The sequence below is a fragment of the Aeromicrobium senzhongii genome, assembly GCF_014334735.1.
Taxonomy (GTDB): domain Bacteria; phylum Actinomycetota; class Actinomycetes; order Propionibacteriales; family Nocardioidaceae; genus Aeromicrobium; species Aeromicrobium senzhongii.
On record NZ_CP060587.1, the window covers coordinates 189,500 to 205,593 of the forward strand.

General features: G+C 67.0%; 12 protein-coding genes and 1 tRNA gene. 10 read left to right on the forward strand and 3 right to left on the reverse strand.

Features of this window, described 5'->3' with window-relative positions; all coding sequences use genetic code 11:
• Positions 1-52: 52 nt before the first annotated feature.
• The 5 genes from topA to H9L21_RS01015 all read left to right on the forward strand — a co-directional run bounded on the left by topA (position 53) and on the right by H9L21_RS01015 (position 6,974).
• The gene (gene topA / locus H9L21_RS00995) at positions 53-2,755 is read left to right on the forward strand and encodes a type I DNA topoisomerase (protein ID WP_187411671.1); all 2,703 of its coding nucleotides are present in this window, start codon (positions 53-55) and stop codon (positions 2,753-2,755) included.
• 85 nt (positions 2,756-2,840) lie between these two features.
• Positions 2,841-3,617: an aquaporin Z gene (aqpZ, locus tag H9L21_RS01000; RefSeq protein WP_154596050.1), complete on the forward strand. Its 777-nt coding sequence runs from the start codon at positions 2,841-2,843 to the stop codon at positions 3,615-3,617.
• A gap of 50 nt (positions 3,618-3,667) precedes the next feature.
• Positions 3,668-4,330, forward strand: coding sequence for a dTMP kinase (gene tmk / locus H9L21_RS01005; protein WP_154596049.1), 663 nt, complete (start codon positions 3,668-3,670; stop codon positions 4,328-4,330).
• Positions 4,327-5,457 (forward strand): DNA polymerase III subunit delta', encoded by a 1,131-nt coding sequence (locus H9L21_RS01010; RefSeq protein WP_187411672.1) that lies wholly within the window; start codon positions 4,327-4,329, stop codon positions 5,455-5,457. The genes tmk and H9L21_RS01010 overlap by 4 nt, the downstream gene beginning before the upstream one ends.
• Positions 5,454-6,974 (forward strand): alpha/beta hydrolase, encoded by a 1,521-nt coding sequence (locus H9L21_RS01015; protein ID WP_154596048.1) that lies wholly within the window; start codon positions 5,454-5,456, stop codon positions 6,972-6,974. Before H9L21_RS01010 ends, H9L21_RS01015 begins: the two co-directional genes overlap by 4 nt.
• A gap of 9 nt (positions 6,975-6,983) precedes the next feature.
• Here H9L21_RS01015 and H9L21_RS01020 read toward each other — a convergent pair whose 3' ends face one another.
• Complete coding sequence (locus H9L21_RS01020; protein ID WP_187411673.1) at positions 6,984-7,271, reverse strand: chorismate mutase; 288 nt, start codon at positions 7,269-7,271, stop codon at positions 6,984-6,986.
• A 95-nt stretch (positions 7,272-7,366) separates the two neighbouring features.
• Between H9L21_RS01020 and H9L21_RS01025 the strand changes: the two genes are divergently transcribed.
• The 5 genes from H9L21_RS01025 to H9L21_RS01045 all read left to right on the forward strand — a co-directional run bounded on the left by H9L21_RS01025 (position 7,367) and on the right by H9L21_RS01045 (position 12,293).
• Positions 7,367-7,442: transfer RNA gene (locus H9L21_RS01025), tRNA-Thr, on the forward strand.
• A gap of 111 nt (positions 7,443-7,553) precedes the next feature.
• Positions 7,554-8,999 carry a site-specific integrase gene (locus tag H9L21_RS01030; protein ID WP_154596047.1) on the forward strand — a complete coding sequence of 482 codons (1,446 nt, stop codon included), beginning with the start codon at positions 7,554-7,556 and terminating at the stop codon, positions 8,997-8,999.
• 77 nt (positions 9,000-9,076) lie between these two features.
• Positions 9,077-9,568, forward strand: a complete 492-nt coding sequence (locus H9L21_RS01035; RefSeq protein WP_154596046.1) for a hypothetical protein — start codon at positions 9,077-9,079, stop codon at positions 9,566-9,568.
• Between the two features lie 161 nt (positions 9,569-9,729).
• Positions 9,730-9,936: a helix-turn-helix domain-containing protein gene (locus H9L21_RS01040; RefSeq protein WP_154596045.1), complete on the forward strand. Its 207-nt coding sequence runs from the start codon at positions 9,730-9,732 to the stop codon at positions 9,934-9,936.
• A gap of 1,466 nt (positions 9,937-11,402) precedes the next feature.
• The gene (locus H9L21_RS01045) at positions 11,403-12,293 is read left to right on the forward strand and encodes an HNH endonuclease family protein (protein WP_154596044.1); all 891 of its coding nucleotides are present in this window, start codon (positions 11,403-11,405) and stop codon (positions 12,291-12,293) included.
• A gap of 139 nt (positions 12,294-12,432) precedes the next feature.
• Here the strand turns inward: H9L21_RS01045 and H9L21_RS01050 are convergent, their stop codons facing one another.
• Positions 12,433-15,033 (reverse strand): AAA family ATPase, encoded by a 2,601-nt coding sequence (locus H9L21_RS01050; protein ID WP_369412431.1) that lies wholly within the window; start codon positions 15,031-15,033, stop codon positions 12,433-12,435.
• Positions 14,987-15,166 carry a hypothetical protein gene (locus H9L21_RS01055; protein ID WP_187411675.1) on the reverse strand — a complete coding sequence of 60 codons (180 nt, stop codon included), beginning with the start codon at positions 15,164-15,166 and terminating at the stop codon, positions 14,987-14,989. The genes H9L21_RS01050 and H9L21_RS01055 overlap by 47 nt, the downstream gene beginning before the upstream one ends.
• Positions 15,167-16,094: the final 928 nt, after the last annotated feature.

The window sequence follows — 16,094 nt, forward strand, 5'->3', positions numbered from 1 at the left end:
GGGCCTCCATCGGCCGCACATCCCCCACCTGGCGGCCTCAGAGGAGCCCAACGTGACATCACTGGTGATCGTCGAGTCGCCCAACAAGGTGCGCAGCATCGCTGCCTACCTCGGGGACGGCTATGTCGTTTCGTCGTCGGTCGGGCACATCCGTGACCTGCCGCAGGGGGCCGACCAGATCCCCGCCAAGTACAAGGGGGAGTCGTGGGCGCGGCTCGGCGTCAACATCGACGAGGGCTTCGAGCCGGTCTACGTCGTGCCGGCCGACAAGAAGAAGCAGATCACCGAGCTGAAGCGGCTGCTCAAGGACGCCGACGAGCTCGTCCTGGCCACTGATGAGGACCGCGAGGGCGAGGCGATCGCCTGGCACCTCTTCGACGAGCTGAAGCCCAAGGTCCCGGTCAAGCGCATCGCGTTCAACGAGATCACCAAGGAGGCGATCCAGCGCGCGATCGCCAACCCCCGCGACATCGACCAGGACCTCGTCGACGCGCAGGAGACCCGCCGCATCCTCGACCGTCTCTACGGCTACGAGATCAGCCCGGTCCTGTGGAAGAAGGTCATGAGCGGCCTGTCGGCCGGTCGCGTCCAGTCGGTCGCCACCCGCCTCGTCGTCGAGCGCGAGCGTGAGCGCATGGCGTTCCGCTCGGCCGACTACTGGGACCTCGAGGCCACCTTCGGCTGCGACCTGGAGCCGTCGCGCTTCCCCGCGAAGCTCGCGACGATCGACGGCAAGCGCGTCGCATCGGGCTCGAACTTCGACAGCACCGGCACGCTCAAGGGCAACGCCGTCCACCTGGACGAGTCCGCAGCCCGCGCCCTGGCCACCGCGCTCGAGGGCCGCGAGTTCGCGGTCCGCTCGGTCGAGTCCAAGCCGTACACCCGCCGTCCGTACGCGCCCTTCCGCACCACGACCCTGCAGCAGGAGGGTTCGCGCAAGTACGGCTTCGGCGCCCAGCGCACGATGTCGATCGCCCAGAAGCTCTACGAGGGCGGCTACATCACCTACATGCGTACCGACTCGGTCACGCTGTCGCAGACCGCGCTCACCGCGGCGCGCGCCCAGGTCAAGGAGCTGTACGGCGCCGACTACCTGCCGGACAAGCCCCGCGTCTACACCTCCAAGGTCAAGAACGCCCAGGAGGCGCACGAGGCGATCCGTCCCGCCGGCGAGAGCTTCCGGACGCCGAAGGAGACCGGCCTGTCCGGTGACGAGCTCAAGCTCTACGAGCTGATCTGGAAGCGCACGATCGCGTCGCAGATGGCCGACGCCAAGGGCAACTCGGTGTCGATCCGCATCGGCGCGGCCACCGAGGACGGTCAGGACGTCGAGTTCAGCGCCACCGGCCGCACGATCACGTTCCACGGCTTCCTCAAGGCGTACGTCGAGACCACCGAGGACCCCGACGCCGAGAACGACGACAAGCAGACCAAGCTGCCCAACCTCTCCGAGGGCGACAGCGTCACGGCCGTCGAGCTGGCTGCGGCCGGACACCAGACCAAGCCGCCGGCCCGCTACACCGAGGCCAGCCTCATCAAGGAGCTGGAGGACCGCGAGATCGGTCGTCCCTCCACCTACGCCTCGATCGTCAACACGATCCAGAACCGCGGCTACGTCTACAAGAAGGGCACGGCGCTCGTCCCGGCCTGGGTCGCGTTCAGTGTGATCCGGCTGATGGAGCAGCACTTCCCGCGCCTGGTGCAGTACGAGTTCACCGCCGAGCTCGAGGGCGTGCTCGACGAGATCTCGCACGGTCGCGAGAACCGCGTCGCCGTGCTCGAGAGCTTCTGGTCCGGCGAGGACGAGAAGGACACCGGCCTCAAGCGCCTGGTCGACAACCTGCCCGAGATCGACGCGCGTGGCCTGGCCACGTTCGACCTCGGTGAGGACATCGCGGTGCGCGTCGGCCGCTACGGCCCGTACGTCGAGGGCCCGCCGATGGTCGAGGGCAAGGACGGCACGCCCACGCCCACCCGCGCCAACATCCCCGAGGACCTGCCGCCCGACGAGCTCACGCTCGAGAAGGCCAAGGAGCTGCTGGCCACCCCGGCCGGCATGGAGAAGGTGCTCGGCGACCACCCCGAGACCGGCCTGCAGGTCGTGGCCAAGAACGGCCGCTACGGCCCGTACGTCACCGAGGCCCTGCCCGAGGACGCCAAGAAGGGCGCCAAGCCGCGCACGGCCAGCCTGTTCAAGTCCATGGACCTCGACACGATCACGCTCGAGGACGCCGTCAAGCTGCTGACGCTGCCGCGCGTCGTCGGCACCGACGAGGAGGGCACCGAGATCACGGCCCAGAACGGCCGCTACGGTCCCTACCTCAAGAAGGGCACCGACTCGCGCTCGCTGGAGTCCGAGGAGCAGCTGCTCACCATCACCGAGGAGCAGGCCCGGGCGATCTACGCGCAGCCCAAGACCTACGGCCGTCGGGCCGCGGCGGCGCCCCTCAAGGAGCTCGGCGAGGACCCGACCAGCGGTCAGCCGATCGTCGCCAAGAACGGCCGGTTCGGCGCGTACGTCACCGATGGCGAGTACAACGCGACGCTGCGCAAGGACGACGACATCGAGACGCTGACGCACGAGCGGGCCGTCGAGCTGCTGGCCGAGCGTCGGGCGAAGGGCCCGGCCAAGAAGGGCGCCAAGAAGACGACGAAGAAGTCGACCGCCAAGAAGACCACGGCCAAGAAGACGGCCACGAAGAAGACGGCGGCCAAGAAGACGACCACCAAGAAGACCCCCGCGAAGAAGGCCTGACCGCCGGCGGGACCTCGATTCGAGGTCTCGCCCGGCGGGGTGCGTCTGTCGTACGGTGAGAGGAATCCTCACACCAGGAGCCGCGATGAGCCAGGCACCGGAGTACACGATGAGCCAGCGCCTCGGCGCGGAGGCGCTCGGCACCTTCTGGTTGGTGTTCGGTGGCTGCGGCACCGCGATCTTCGCCGCCACGGCCATTCCGGCCGACGCCCAGATGGCGGTCGGCGTGGGCTGGCTGGGCGTCGCCTTCGCCTTCGGTCTCACGGTCCTGACCGGCGCGTACGCGTTCGGTCCCGTGTCCGGCGGCCACTTCAACCCGGCCGTGACCGTCGGCCTGGCGATGGCCAAGCGGTTCTCCTGGCGTGACCTGCCCGGCTACGTCGTGGCCCAGGTCGTCGGCGCCACGGTCGCGGGCGCCGTGCTGCTGGTGATCGCCGAGGGCATCGCCGGCGGGTTCGATCCCGTCGAGTCGGGCTTCGCCAGCAACGGCTACGGCGACCGCTCGCCGATGGGGTACAATCTCGGCTCCGTGATCGTCGCCGAGGTGGTCCTGACGGCCGTGTTCCTGTTCGTGATCCTGGGCGCGACCGCCAAGCGGGCGGCCGTCGGCTTCGCCGGGCTCTCGATCGGCATGGCGCTCACGCTGATCCACCTGATCAGCATCCCGATCTCGAACACGTCGGTGAACCCGGCGCGCTCGCTGGGCGTCGCGTGGTTCGCGGGCTCCGACGCGCTCCTGCAGGTGTGGGTCTTCATCCTCGCGCCGATCGTGGGCGCGGCCATCGCGGGCTTCTCCCACGACTACCTGCTCGGTCCGGACAACGACCCCGAGCCGGTCGAGCCGCCGGCCGCCCCGAGCTGAGCCTGCGGCCGCTCCCGCGCGGTGTCGGGCGCCCCGACTAGGCTCGCCCCATGCAGCCTTCGCAGGACCCCCTCGTCACCGAGGTCGGCGTTTTCGTCGCATTCGAGGGCGGTGAGGGCTCCGGCAAGTCCACCCAGTCGCGTCTGCTGGCGCAGTGGCTCGAGTCCTCCGGTCACTCCGTCGTCCTCACCCGCGAGCCCGGTGGCACCGCCGTGGGCACGATGCTGCGCTCGATCCTGCTCGACCCGGCCACCGGCGACCTGTCGCCGCGCACCGAGGCGCTGATCTACGCCGCCGACAAGGCCGAGCACGTCGACACGATGATCCTGCCCGCGCTGGCCGACGGCGCGGTGGTCATCACGGACCGCTACGTCGACTCGACCCTGGCCTACCAGGGCGCCGGCCGGGCGCTGCACGTCGCCGAGCTCGAGCCGCTGGCCCGGTGGGCCACCGCCGACCTGCGCCCGCACCTGACGGTCGTCCTCGACATCGACCCGCGCGTCGGCCTGGGCCGCGCCGGCGAGCCCGATCGGATCGAGGGCGAGCCGGTCGAGTTCCACGACCGGGTCCGCCACCACTTCCTCGAGCTGGCTGCCGCCGACCCGGCGCACTACGTCGTGCTCGCGGCCGACGAGGATCCCGAGACGATCCACCACCGCGTCCGCGCCGCCGTGACGCCGTGGCTCGGCCAGGCGCGCGAGGTGGCGTCGTGACCGCCCCCGTCTGGGAGGAGCTCGTCGGTCAGGACGACGTCGTCGGAACGTTGAGCGCGGCCGTCGCCGGGCAGATGACCCACGCCTGGCTCTTCACCGGCCCGCCCGGGTCGGGTCGGTCGAACGCGGCGGTCGCCTTCGCCACGGCGTTGCAGTGCGAGCGCGGCGGCTGCGGCCAGTGCCACTCGTGCGTCACGGCCGCCGCGGGCAGCCACCCCGACATCGCCATCATCAACACCGACGGCCTCAGCATCGGCGTCGACGCGGCCCGTGACGCCGTCCGTCGCGCTGCGCTGCACCCCTCCCTCGGCCGGTACCAGGTGCTCGTCGTCGAGGACGCCGACCGGCTCACCGACCAGGCGGCCAACGCCCTGCTCAAGGCCATCGAGGAGCCGGCGCCGGGCACCGTGTGGCTGTTGTGCGCGCCGTCGGTCGAGGACGTCATCACGACCATCCGCTCGCGCTGCCGCCCGGTGCTGCTGCGCACGCCGCCGGCCAGCGCCATCGCCCGTCTGCTGCACGAGCGCGACGGGATCGATCCCCAGGTCGCCCGCAAGGCCGCGGCCGCCGCACAGGGGCACATCGGTCGGGCCCGAGGCCTGGCCCGCGATCCCGAGGCTCGTCGTCGCCGCGCCGAGATCCTGGCGCTGCCGGTGGGCCTGCGCGGGCTGGGCGACTGCCTGCGCGCTGCCCAGCGGATCGACCAGGAGGCCACCGCCCGGGCGAAGGAGCGCTGCGACGTCCTGGACGCCCGCGAGCTGTCGAACCTGCAGGAGTCCTGGGGTGTCGAGGAACGTGGCCGGCGCCCCGCCGGGTACGCCGGTGCGCTCTCGTCGATGACCAAGGAGCAGGAGCGGCGCCGCAAGCGCATGGCCCGCGACGCGATCGACGGCGTGCTGCTGGACCTGCTGTCGTTCCAGCGCGACGTCCTCACGGTCCAGCTGGCCACCGGTGCCGAGCCGATCAACGCCGACGTGGCCGATGACATCGCCGATCTCGCGGCTCGCAAGACCCCCGAGGAGACGCTGGCCGCGATCGACGCGATCGTCGCCTGCCGCGAGGCCCTGCAAGCCAACGCCGCGCCCCAGTTGGCGCTCGAGCACATGATGTCGAGGTTCCTGGGATGAAGCGGTTCACGATCATCGCGCTGGTGTCGGTCCTGGTCGTCGCGCTCGTGGCGGGCGCGGTCAGCGCGATCTTCCTGGTCGAGCGCCAGGCGCCCGACCCGAAGCGCACGGACGAGTCCGCTCCCGCCGGGCTCGAGCGCTTCTACGGCCAGGACGTGACGTGGACCGACTGCGACGACGACCGGTGCACGACGGTCGAGGTGCCGATCGACTACGAGAAGCCCGATGGCGAGACCTTGCGCCTGGCGGTGCGCCGTGTGCCGGCCACCGGCAAGGGCGGCTCGGCGATCTTCGCCAACCCCGGCGGCCCGGGCGGCTCGGCGCAGGACTTCGTGGGCTACCTGGCCTCCGAGCTGCCCGACTCGCTGCGCCGCACCCATGACGTCGTCGGCGTCGACCCGCGCGGCGTCGGCCAGAGCACCCCGCTGCAGTGCCTGTCCGACCGGGGCTTCGACGCCTTCATCGACACCGATCCCGATCCCGACGACCAGGCCGGCATCGACGCGCTGGCGCGCTCGGTGCGCGGGATGGGCGAGGCGTGCCGCGAGAACTCCGGCGAGCTGGCCGCGCACGTCTCCACCGAGGAGGCCGCGCGCGACCACGACATCGTCCGGGCGGTGCTGGGCCAGAAGAAGATGTGGTGGTTCGGCTTCTCCTACGGCACCCAACTGGGCGCCACGTACGCCAACCTGTTCCCCGAGAAGGTCGAGCGGATGGTGCTCGACGGAGCGGTCGACGTCAGCCTCGATCCGGTCGGTCAGGGGCTGGGCCAGGCGAAGGGCTTCCAGCAGGCACTCACCGCCTACCTCGAGTACTGCATCGAGAAGGGGAAGTGCCCGGTCGGGGACTCGGTCGCCGAGGCCACCACCACGATCACCGAGCTGATGACGGCGCTGGGCACGACCCCGCTGAAGGTCGACGGCCGCGAGCTCAGCCAGGGTCAGGCGTTCTACGGCATCGCGATGGCCCTGTACTCGCAGGAGTCGTGGCCGTACCTCACCAACGCCCTCAGTGGGCTCGTCGAGGGCGACGGCCGCGTCCTGCTCGTCCTGAGCGACGCCTACTTCGAGCGCAAGCAGAACGGCACCTACGCGAACAACTCCGGCCAGGTGATCTACGCGGTCAACTGCATGGACACCGACGACGCGCCCGACGCGGCGCAGACGAAGGCGTTGATCCCGAAGTTCCGCGCGGTCTCACCGGTGTTCGGTGCTTCACTCGGCTGGGGCGTCATGGCCTGCCACGACTGGCCGATCAAGGCCACCCACCCGCAGCAGGCCGTGAAGGCCGAGGGTGCTCCGCCGATCCTGGTCGTGGGCACCAACCGCGATCCGGCCACGCCGTACGAGTGGTCCGTGGCGATGGCCGAGCAGCTCGAGTCGGGCGTCCTGCTGACGCGTGAGGGCGATGGTCACACGGCGTACACGTCGGGCAACGAGTGCATCCGCAAGGCCGTCGACGCGTACTTCGAGGACGGCACCGTCCCCGATGACGGAACGGTCTGCGCCGAGCAGTGAGCCCCGCGATCAGTCGCGGATGGCCTCGTGGTGGCGGATGACCTCGCTGATGATGAAGTTCAGGAACTTCTCCGCGAACGCCGGATCGAGGTCGGCCTCGATCGCCTTCTCGCGCAGTCGCTCGATCTGACGCGACTCGCGGGCGGGGTCCGCCGGGGGCAGGTCGTGCTCGGCCTTGAGCCGCCCGACGCGCTTGGTGCACTTGAACCGCTCAGCCAGCAGGTGAACGAGCGCCGCGTCGATGTTGTCGATGCTGGCGCGGATGTCGTCGAGCTCGGCCTGGGTCGGTGCGTCCACGCGCCGATCATACGGTCCGAACCCGGGTTGTCCTTCAGGTGTCCGGACGGGGTATAGTCCACTTTTGGTTCGGCGGGCGATCCTCGCCGAATCGCGCCGCCTTAGCTCAGTCGGTAGAGCATCTCACTCGTAATGAGAAGGTCGTCGGTTCGATTCCGACAGGCGGCTCCAGAGTTTCCGCTGGTCAGGCAGGGTTGGAGCCCTTTCTGATGGTCAATCAGCGCGGCTCGATTGTGGCGTTCGTGCCACAACGTGCCATAGCGCGCCTGAAAGGCCCGACCGATGACCAGCAAATCCACCACCACACGTAACCCCTCGACCGCCCGGCGGCGGTCCTCGCGCCGCACATTCGGCGCCATCCGCAAATTGCCCTCCGGCCGCTACCAGGCCCGGTACCAGGGGCCCGACGGACGAGACCACACCGCGCCGACCACCTTTGCCCGCAAGGACGACGCCGACGCGTGGCTCGCCACCGTCCGCGCCGACATGGTGCGCGGCTCTTGGCGCGATCCTGACGCCGGATCGGTCACCGTGGCGACCTACTTCGCCGAATGGCTCGAAGGCCACCAAGTACGCCCCCGCACCCGCGAGAACTACCAGCAAGCCGCCGACCGCTGGCTCCTGCGCGACCTCACCCGGCCCGCCGCGCAGGGACGACCCGCCCGGACCATGAACCTCGGCGCCTACGAACTGCGCCACCTGACCCCGGCCGTCATCCGCGAGTGGCTGGCCATCGCCGACGCCGACCAGCGCGCTGGAGAGATGGCCCGGCGTCGGTCGGCCGAGATGAGCCGCCGCAGCCGCCAGGTGACCGGTGACGCCCGCTGGTGGGCACACCAGAACGGATACCAGGTCAGCTCGTCCGGCCGATTGCCCCGCGCGGTCCTGAACGCCTGGCAAGCCGCCGGATCGCCCACCAGGCCCGACCCCGACCCCACGCCGCCGGAGCGACCCCACCGCGCCCAGGTCATCACCACCGCCTACCGGGTCCTGCGCGCCTGCCTCAACACCGCCGCGAGCGACGGTCTCATCCTGGCCAACCCCTGCCAGATTCCCCGCGCCGGACTGAGCCACACCGCCGAACGCGAACCCGCCACGCCAACCCAGGTCAATGCCTTGGCGGCCGCCATGCCCGACCACCTGTCAGCAGCCGTCCACGTCGCCGCCTGGTCCGGCCTGCGCGCAGGCGAGCTCTTCGCCCTGGCCCGCGAGCACGTAGACATCGACGCCGGAACCGTCCGCGTCACCCGCGCCCTGGTCGAACTCGACGGCCAGCCCATCACCTTCGGCCCGCCCAAGACGACCTCCAGCCTGCGCACCGTCGCCCTGCCCCCGCACGTCGTGCCGATCCTTGCCGAACACCTCGACACCCACACCGCACCAGGACCAGACGCGCTGGTCTTCACCGACATTGACGGAAGCCCGCTGTCCACCGACCGCCGCACCGACCTGTTCCGCCGCGCCCGCCAGACCATCGGCCGCCCCGACCTGCGATGGCACGACCTACGCCACACCGGCGCCACGCTGGCCGCTCAAGCAGGTGCCACCACCCGCGAGCTCCAGCACCGATTCGGCCACTCCACCTACGTGGCCTCGATGCGCTACCAGCACGCGAGCGCCGAGCGAGACCGCGAAATCGCCGACCGCCTGTCGCGCCTGGCAGCCAACCTCACCGCCGAGAACGTGGTCCCACTCAATCGCCACGCGAGGCAGGACCGTCACCCATGATTAACGTTGGTCTGACAGTAAAAAATTGGATCAAGCCAGATTCTAGCGATTGTGCCGTTTGTGCGTAGTGTGGAGACATGACCGGCACCAACAGGACGAACGAGGCGTATGGCGCCGACGTCCTGCGTGTTGTTCACGACCAGCGCAAGGCACAGCGCCAAGCCATCCTGCATGAACTCGCGATGGTCGGCCTGCCCCGAAGCAGCAACACCGCCCTAGTCCGCGTGCGTCGCGCCACCGCGAACCGTGCAGCGACGACCGCCACCGCCACCGCTGAGGACTACCGCAAGGCCGGCGACCGAGCCAACGCGACAATCTGGGACGCCCGCGCCCGTCGGCTGACCTCGGCAGCCGCGATGCTCACCACCTGGCTCGACTGGCTGGAGCGCGACGCCGCCCCCGCCCATCGCGACGCGGTCAGCGAGCCCCACAGCGGATGGGGCGAGATCGCAAACGTGCAGGCCCACAGGCGACGCGACGACGGCCCTTACGTCGTCATCACACAACCTCGGCGCACTCCGCTCGCGCCTCGCGCCCCTGCTCTCAGCGGCAAGCACGTCGCGGCCTGAGCACAGGACCCCTCGGCACGCCCGGACATTGACCCCGGTCGGCCGAACCTCCCGAAAGGCACGGCGCGCAGCACGCGATACCCGCGAATGCTGTGACCGCGACGCGCTCCACCCGGCTCACCCCTCGAACGGGGACAGCCGCTGCGCGCCAGGCGCACGCCATGACCACCACCCCGGCAACCGACTACGCCAACCCCGACCCCCTGCTCACCGTGGCCCAAGCGGCTGAATACCTGAGCCTTTCCGACCCTCACATCCGCCGTGCCATCCGCTCCAATGAGCTCGAAGTCGTGCGATTCGGCCGGGCGCTCCGCATCCGCTCATCGCAGGTGCGGGCTTACTTGGAAGCAAGGGAAACGGGCCGATGAGTCGCCGCCCTGCAACACCCCACAACCACCGGCAGGCATACCGACACCTGACCGTGTCAGGGCCCGCCCCTCAACCGGCTCACGACCACATGAACCTCGTCGGCGTCGACGGGAGCATCACCCCTGCGGAGTTGAACCAACGTGGCGAGCTCCTCCGCACACGAACCCCCGGACCGCACTTCGTGGACATCTGCCACCGCGACGCTCGGCCCGAGCTGACAAACTTAGCCCCCCGTTGCACGGAATCTGAGGACCACGCCCTCATGCCCGAGCGGGCGCGGCTGACGTCAGTGATCGACCCAGAATCCACGACATGCGTGATGACTCAACCCGAACCCCTGGCCACCACGCCGACATCGTGGGTCTGGTGCCAGCACTGTGAACCACTAGGCCGCGAGGCCCACCTCCAAGGCGGAATCACGGGCGACGCGACGCACTGCGTCATCGTCCGTCGCCTGCGATCGGGGGTGGTCGATGCGGCATAACAACTGATCGAACGCCGGTGTAGCGATATACGCGGGACCGGCCGGGATCGAAAGTCCCAAACAACTCACGGTGCCGAACTGGGAATCACGTCGGCAGGTTGTCTCAGAGACCGACGCCCAGGGAAAGCGTCCGGTGGTACGGCACCCGGACTCACCCCCACTCGCCTTGACGTCAGGCGACCCGGGTGGCTCTAAACCCGTTGCACACCACCCAGGAATGGGACTGGGACAGCGGGTGGGTCAGGCACGCCCTGATCCAAGGGGCACCCTCAAACGGGGGGACTCTGGGGGGGACAGGTCCACAGAGCAAAACAAGTCCGCCGCAAGGCGGTCCGAGATTGAAAGGTCAGCCGACGGACCACCGAGCCCACCTTCGGACCGGTGGCCCTCCTGTTCCCGAGTGTCGCGGTGCAGAGAGAGGCTGGGCCGTGCGGTGGGCCCGGGCGTACTCGCAACGTCCGGTAACACTGACTCTGGCAACCAGGAGCCACCTGCCATCTATATGAGGCCTGGCTGATGCCACATCTGCTGACGATGACCCGCCACCCTCAGGACTGCTGGCTGTTGGTGTGCCCACTCCTGATGGATGCACTGATCCATCTGCTTCCTTCTCATCTGACATGCAGTAGGGAATGACAAGGATCAACCCATCGCAGCGGCGCCATGTGCCCACCCTCAAAGGACTCCGCATGGCCCAGATGGGGCAGAGAACCCAGCCCGACGTCTGCCAACCGATTCGGGCGAACTGCAAGAGGCGCCGGGTTTCTTTGAGGCGACGACCCGATCCCCAGAAGCGGCGTCGGCCGCTTCGGGCCGGCCGGTTTCTTTGACGGCCGGCCAACTCACCCTAAGCGGCCTGCTTCTTTCCCCCTCCGGAACGCAGGACAAAATGGGACATATGTACCAACTGGGGATGGCTAGAAGGAGCTATTTGGAAGTGATCCGCGCAAGTCGACGGAGCCGTACACCTAGCCTTCGACTATGCGTCGCCTCCTAGCACTACTGCTCTCCCTGCCTCTCGTCTTCGGGCTCTTCGCGGCCACCGCGATGCCCGCCGAGGCCGCAGCCAAGCGCGTCCCTGCCGCGAATCTGCTGGTGAAGCTGAAGGTGGACCAAGAGCGCCGTGTCTACTCCTACGACCGCGACGACTTCGACCACTGGGTGACGAAGAAGGGCAAGTGCGACACCCGTGAAATGGTGCTGATCGCGGAGTCCAAGAAGAAGGTCAAGAAGAACAAGAGCTGCACGGTGAAGTCGGGCCGCTGGATCAATGAGTACAACGGGCGCACCGTGAAGTCGCCTCGCTCGCTCGACATCGACCACCGCGTCGCCCTCGCGGAGGCCTGGCGCTCCGGCGGTTACAAGTGGAATGCCAACATGCGACGCGGCTTCGCCAACGACCTCAAGTACCGCCACTCCCTTCTGGCAGTGGGCCGCAGCACCAACCGCGCTAAGTCTGACCGCGACCCCGCTGACTGGGAGCCCGCCAAGGGCAAGTGCCAGTACGCGGCACGCTGGATCGCGGTCAAGTACCGCTGGAACCTGACCGTCGATCAGGTCGAGAAGAACGCGCTGGAGCACCGCCTCGAAACGTGCGGCAAGAAGCGCACCATGGTCGAGAAGCCCGCCAAGGGCAAGGGCGAAGCCAAGAAGAAGAAAAAGAAGAAGTCCGGCGGCGGTGGAGGTGGTGGCGGCGCCGTGCCGCCCGTGTCCGGGTACGACTGCCCCTCCAGCCACCCGATCAAGGGCAACGCCAGCTCGATGATCTACCACGTGCCCAGCGGTGCCTACTACAGCCGCACAAAGCCGGAAGAGTGCTTCGCCTCCGAATCCGCCGCCCGGTCCGCCGGTTATAGGAAGTCGCAGCGCTAATCTGCCAAAACGTCCCACATGGATCGCATCGCCGCCTGGGCGTTGCGAGGGCGAAATCCAGCGCCGAAGAGGCGTTCGCAAGGCATGCTGGGGGTCGCGAGATGCTGCGGGTCGCGAGAGATCGATCTGCCCCCCACGGCTATTTCAACAGGCCACCTGGCCAGTGTTTTTCGTGAGCGTTCTTGAGCTTCTTGATTTCTTTCATAATTGTCTTGAGCGTTGGAGGCTGAGGAACATCCGCATCGTCATGCGCGGCTGGGTTTAAGTTCTTCCTCCAGGTTTCCCAACGGCCGCGCTCGCTCGCGTCAAGCGCAAACCCGAGCGCATCGACGGCCAACTTGCTGAGGACGTTGTCATCTACTTCGGACACTCTCGTTGGGGTGCCCTCTTGGGTCCGGCCGGTGGCGATGATCTGCTTCGCAAGCCGCTCGGCTGCTCGGCGGAGGGCATTTGCGGCGTTCCGTCTTCCGTCGACAGACGAGCTGGCGATTGCGTCCTGCGCCGCGAGAATGTGTTGGCCGAACACGTCGGTTTCATTTGTGACGGCTGTTCCTTCAGCCATATTCGACAGCGACAGCTCATAGTGCTCCAAGCCTCGGTGGCGGTGCACGTCGACTGTGTTCAGTGCCAGTTTCGGGTCATGAGTACAGACGATGACTTGAATTCCTTCGTCCAGAAGCGCGCTCAGGGTGCCCACGGCGAAGGTCAGTCGATGCTCCGGGTCATACCCCGGCAGCGGATCATCAAGAATGACGAAGGGACTCCCGATTAGGCACTGTCGCGCGAGAAAGGCTGCCAGTCCCAAGGCGTTGAGTTGGCTGTCGCTGAAGACTCCGACTGCGTTGCGAACCTCCGGAAGCGCATCCGTTGTGCTCGCAAGTTCTGCAGTGAGGTCAACGTACCGACGGCCAGATGCCCGTCGGCCAACGCCGCCGAATCGGACTAGTTCGTCCGGTCGGAGGGTCGCCCACCAGCGATCAATTTCCGCGCCCATCATGTCGAACCGCTCGTCAAGAAGAGCTCCCTCGGCGGTTTGAATCAATCGATCAATCGCTTGGACTCGCTGTCTTACCTCTTCGCGCTTCCTGGTCGCTTCCAGTTCGCGCTGCAGGTCGTCCCGATGCTCGAGCAGGTCCAGAACTTCTCGTAACCCTGGGGGAAGATGGGCCAGGTGGAGTTTTCCCCCCAGTTCTTCGCTCAGACGATCAACCGATGCGGCCAGGTTTTCGATTTCGATTCGGAATGAATCAACGCATTCGTTGACCTCTGACAGCAACGCAACCAACTCATCCCGAATTGGAGCACGCTCCTGAACCTTGGCGTTCGTCGAAGCTACGACAGTCTTGACCGGGTGCCAGAGTTCCCGAAGCCGCTCGAGTTGGTAGCCAGCACGGGAAATCGCTCCTCTAGCGGAGTCGCCCGAACTGAGGTCTGACGTGCCAGCCGGGACTTTCTCAACGAGGGAGGCATGATGCGCGGCAACGTCTTTCCACTCGTCTGCCCATTCGTGTGCCTCGGGAAGGACGGCCCTCATGGCCCGCCCGGTCGCCTCGACGCTACCGAGGATGGCCTGCAACTGGTGAGCGACTCCTGATGCGGCGGCCCGCACGTCTTTCGAGGCGGCTAGTTGCTCGCGAAGACGCTGGATGCGGTCAGGTTCGAGGGTCCCCTGCTCGCACACCGGGCACTCGGCGGGTTCGGACAGGCTGCCGAGCTGGGGATGGCTCACGACTGCTTCGAAGATGGGCGCGAGGCGCGCGACATCTAGGTCGACACCCCGAAGTCGATCCGCGTAGACGTCGACACTGCGAGCCAAGGGCGTGTGGTCCACCCGGGTCGGCATGTTCGAGGTCGTCGGGGTCAACGCACCGATAGGGAAAACCTTCTCTTCAGCACGTTGCTTTGCCGCGCGCAACTCTCCAATTACGGCTTCGGCGGTTTCGCCCCGGACGGAGGGGCTGACGGCTTTGGCGACCGAAATGAGCTCTGCTGTCATGGTGTGCCGGCTTATGGATTTCTCAACGCGATCGATCGCTGAACTCGCCACTGGCTCCGCCCAGGCGGAGTCGCGGAGTTCTGCGAGCCTCACCATCCATGGCAGTGGCGGAAGGTCAGCGACGCGGCCTTTGGCGCGTGCAATGGCCTCCCGGACCTGGTCCAAGTCGGTCAACTCAAGTAGCGCGCGGAAGTAAGCTGCCCGCTGCTGCGGCGCCGTAGAGAGGACGTATCTGAGATTGTGCTGGAGAAGGACAGGCGCGGCTAAGGGAGGATCACCAAGTGGGATGCCAAGTGAATCCAGGTCGCTGACTTGATGCGAGTCGATCGTGATCGTGCTCGCGCAATCTGTCGTCGTCGAATAGTCGGCTGTCAATGTTCGCCGGATTGTTCGCTCTACTCCGTCGGGGCATCGGATGTCAGCTTCAACCCAGACGTCGGGATCCTCACTTGGCAGGTGGACGTTCTTTAGTATCCGCTCGTACTCGGATTTGGCTCCACCAAAGAGGCTTCTGCGACTAATGAGCCCTGTGAATAGAAACTCGACCGCTTCGGCGGTCGCGGTCTTTCCTTGACTGTTCTCGCCCCTGATCACCGTGATGGTCGGGGCCATCTCAATCTCACGTACCTCGCTCCCGTAGGAGCGGAACCCTCGAACGCGCAGCCGGAGGATTCGCGTCGGGGAGTTGAGCACCGGCTCACTGGTCTCCATCGCGTTCCTCCAGCCAGAGGTCCACCAGAGCATCAACGTTGGCGTTGGCTTCGGCCGAGTCCTGCGCCTTCGCAAGCGCATCTACAAACGCGTGGACATCTGTCGCCGACTCTCTTGGTGGCAACTTGTTCTGCAGCGCGTTCAAGTTCGGAATCAAGTCACTCATCAACGCCCCCCCGGATCACCTGAGGAGCATAGGACCGCCGACGTGTCTTTCACATCGTTTCGTTATTTCGGGGACGGATCGAGAGCCGTGAGGGGTCTGGAGGGCGATATGCCGACTGGGTCGGTCCGTCGTCGCACAGCGGTCGCCGCGACGCCGTGCCGCAACGGGAAGGGCACGTGGCCAAGGCGGGGCTTCTCGATGATGACTCGCCTCTGCTCGGCGCTTGGAAACTTCGTGCCATAACGTGCCATGGGAGACGAACTGGAACCCTGCAGATCGCCTGAGACGATGTTCGCCTGTTGGAGTTTATGCAGGTCAGAGTTGATTTCAGCGCTCTGGCCTCCACGAATGCCCCAGTCATAAACCGGACTCTCGAGAAGAATGGTGGGACTCCCGGCGAGTGGGTCCGTCCCTACGTCGTACTACAGAGGGCCAATGGGAAAAAGACGTAGAGCCCCCGGAGGCCGCTCGGGAGGCCTTTTTCCGACTAGCGTGGGTGAACGGGTTCATCTCGTAGGGCACGCTCTACCCATACTCGCGGGAGCGCTCCGACCGGATTGCTGAGATTTGGGTCGGCTTCATTGACATGGGCTTTCGTGGGGTGGCTTCAGGACGCCGTCGGTGCCATGCCCTGAGTCTCCCGAACCTCGGTGGATTCGTTGAAGCCAATTGGCTGGCCAACGTACACGAACCTTCTGCGTCTTTATAGCTGAGGGGTGGCCGTTTGGCGTGGCAGATTTTCGCTCCTAGCGCTCAGGACGGGGAGCGATTGGAGCGCGCCATGCCATAACGGTGGGGAAGGGCATCTCAGACCATCTGAGACGAGGTCCTTCCTTCGGTTTATGCAGTCACTGGGCATATCTGCTGACCTGTGCGGATGCCACAGACGATTAGGGGGGCTTGACGTCTACGCCCCACTGGTTCCTTC